Source organism: Paenibacillus baimaensis, from assembly GCF_025567575.1.
Window position 1 is genome coordinate 1 of sequence record NZ_JAOQIO010000090.1, and the last position, 1438, is coordinate 1438.

At 35.4% G+C, this 1438-nt stretch carries 2 protein-coding genes; both read right to left on the reverse strand.

The genetic code is table 11. From position 1 onward, the window contains the following. Positions 1 to 76: 76 nt before the first annotated feature. Complete coding sequence (locus OB236_RS23470) at positions 77 to 439, reverse strand: hypothetical protein (RefSeq protein ID WP_262686158.1); 363 nt, start codon at positions 437 to 439, stop codon at positions 77 to 79. 139 nt (positions 440 to 578) lie between these two features. Further along, complete coding sequence (locus tag OB236_RS23475; RefSeq protein ID WP_262686159.1) at positions 579 to 1256, reverse strand: HAD hydrolase-like protein; 678 nt, start codon at positions 1254 to 1256, stop codon at positions 579 to 581. Positions 1257 to 1438 lie beyond the last annotated feature (182 nt).

The window sequence follows — 1438 nt, forward strand, 5'->3', positions numbered from 1 at the left end:
TAATCTCCCTTTAGCTTAGCGAAGGCTGCCTCGCGGCAGCCATTCTAGATTTAACTATCGTTCTCCGTTAGCTCAATCAAATAACACCAACTTGATACTTATCCTCATAAATAATCGTTCCAGGGTAATTTGATAAAACGATGTCATACTGGACGTGATACTTATCCAGCAAATCCATCAAAGGCTGAAGTTCTGTCACCATTTGATCAGACAAACCTACCTTGAACCATGTAATTGCCTTATCTGGATTACCGTGCTCGTAGAACGAAGGTTCAGGTAAATGTTCTTTAAACCACTCATTTATAGCCAGAAATTTGGCTGACTCCTCTTCATTTAAACGGCTACCTCTGAGAAGATGCCAACATGCTCCAAATATGCCTACTGGCTTCCCCGTTTTTCCAGAATAGCGAACCTGAACACGTAAATAACGCACATTCATGTATCATCATCCTTTAATGAACTGATCTTGATCCTATACTAATTCAACAATTTACATAAAATCCCTTTCGCATTCTTCTGCCCGTTACTTCAATAAACCAAAAGAGGAGCTGCCTTGAAAGCAAGCCCCTACGCTATCGTTAGCCGTGAGTTGAATACCTTTTTTTCAACTGTGATATTATTGTTTTTAGTTCAATTAAGTCATCTATAACTATATCAGCCTGAGAAAGTTCATCTTCTTGTGCAAAATCAAAATTACATCCTATTGCAACTAAACCATTATCTTTTGCCGCATTTATATCCGAAAGGCGATCCCCTACTACTGCTCCATTGGTAATACCATACTTTTCTACAATAGCCTTAACTAGATCTGATTTATTCAGCGATTCAATCTGTTGGATACTAAATGTTTCTGTAACCCAATTCTCCAAATTATAATAATTCACAATCGCTTTTAAATATTCCGTTAAACCATTACTTGCTATGTAAATTGAACAATTTTTCTCTGTTAAATAACTGAAAACTTCCTTTACATTAGGATACAAAGCACCATTCCCACTTCTTATATTTTCAATTAATCTTTCCAGAAAATATGCATCAGTTTGTTTTCTTACTTCATTGGAATGATCGGGTAACAGAACTTCCCATACTTTGGGTAAAGGTACGCCCATAATTTCACGGTATTTATCAATAGGCGTTACCGCATCCCATTCATTTAGTGACCTTAAATGATTAAAAGCATCTTCAAGTGATATTTCTAAAATTTTATCTGTTTGAAATAGTGTTCCGTCCATATCAAAGATGAGTGATTGTGACATTGTTTCCTCTCCCTTTATCAAATGATAATTTAATCCATATTTTAACACATGTCATTGAAGATAACTCCCGTTACTTTAATAGCCAAAAGAGGTCTTGCTTTGGGCAATTCCTCAACTATAGTTCTTCGTTAGCGGAATGAACGGTTAATTAATTCTTTAATTAATTTTCAAATAATTTTTTC

Coding starts and splice junctions, on each gene's coding strand:
- OB236_RS23470 (WP_262686158.1), bottom strand. CDS start 439: ATGAATGTGCGTTATTTACGTGTTCAGGTTCGCTATTCTGGAAAAACG.
- OB236_RS23475 (WP_262686159.1), bottom strand. CDS start 1,256: ATGTCACAATCACTCATCTTTGATATGGACGGAACACTATTTCAAACA.